This window comes from Bacillus andreraoultii (assembly GCF_001244735.1).
Taxonomy (GTDB): Bacteria; Bacillota; Bacilli; order Bacillales; family Caldibacillaceae; genus Caldifermentibacillus; species Caldifermentibacillus andreraoultii.
On sequence record NZ_LN868931.1, the window covers coordinates 1 to 1342 of the forward strand.

General features: G+C 40.5%; 1 protein-coding gene. It reads left to right on the plus strand.

Annotated features, from left to right (window positions below):
- The first annotated feature begins 83 nt into the window (after positions 1-83).
- Positions 84-1298, plus strand: coding sequence for an ISL3 family transposase (locus BN2144_RS00075; protein WP_033826337.1), 1215 nt, complete (start codon positions 84-86; stop codon positions 1296-1298).
- The last annotated feature ends 44 nt before the right edge of the window (positions 1299-1342 follow it).

Below are 1342 nucleotides of genomic sequence, written 5' to 3' on the forward strand. Positions count from 1 at the left end.
AAAAAAAAAAGACACGCAACCCCGTCATTCTTTTATACTTGAATTGTCCAGAAACAAGTAAAAAGAATGGAGTTGCGTGTACTATGAATTCTATCATGAATATCCCAGGATTAAAAGACTGTCAGGTGATAAAAATGGAGGAGCGTAAAGGGGAAATCCTCCTCTATGTGGAAATGGAGCGAAAGCCACACCCTTGTCCTGACTGTGGTCAGCTCACCAACAAAGTTCATGATTATCGATGGCAAAAAGTTCAACATTTAAAATGGTTTGAACGGATGACGTATATTTGGTATAAACGTCGTCGATATGCCTGTGCTTGCGGAAAACGCTTTTCCGAAAAGAATACGTTTGTCAAACGATATCAACGAACATCGATTGAATGGAATCAGGCCGTGTCCGTATGCGCTATTAAGGGAAAGACATTTAAGGAAGTAGGGGATGTTTACGGTACCTCATCCACGACCATTATGAGGCGATTTGATCAAATCGCTCAAACGGAAGTCAAGCAAGTAGAGTCACTACCTCGAGTGATTGCGATTGATGAATATAAAGGAGATACAAGGGAAGGAAAGTATCAACTCATCATCGCCGATGGGATCACAAAGCAACCCCTAGACATCCTACCGAACCGAAATAAAAAGACGATAAAAGACTACCTTCAAAGGCATGGTCACCACGTTCAAGTGGTGATTATGGATATGAGTCCTTCTTTTAAGGCAGCCGTTCGTTCGGCCCTAGGGAACCCAGTGATCGTGGCGGATCGTTTTCATTTTTGTCGTTATATTTATTGGGGGATTGATCGAGTTCGCAGGCGTATTCAGCAGCAGTTTCACGACTATGACCGCAAAAAGTGCAAAAGAAAAAGGTACATTTTTTATAAACCTCAAAACACTTTAACTGAAGACGATCAGTGGCATTTAGAACGCTATTTGAATATGTCGGAAGAGCTAAAAAAAGCCTATGAACTAAAAGAACGTTATCAAGTATGGTTTAACCGAGCGAAAGAGATCGGTCAAGAAAAGATCAAAGAGGTAAAAAAAGAGCTGGAAGCATTTTATCAAGTAGTAGAGGAATCAGGAATTCCAGAGATGAAACAAGCGATAGAAACGTTTCGAAATTGGCAAGTAGAAATCCTGAATAGCTTTGTGTATGGTCATTCCAATGGCTTTTTGGAAGGAATCAATAATACGACAAAAGTCATCAAGCGAAACGGCTATGGATATAAAAACTTCAAGAGATTTCGAGCAAGAATCTTATTGAGACATCAGTATAAAGGAATGGGTCTACATATAGGATAGGGGTGGCCTGATTTCTTTACCACCCCAACATTTGACGGAGAACC

What these genes read in the sequence shown, in the direction of transcription:
- BN2144_RS00075 (WP_033826337.1), top strand. Translation starts at nt 84, where the DNA reads ATGAATTCTATCATGAATATCCCAGGATTAAAAGACTGTCAGGTGATA.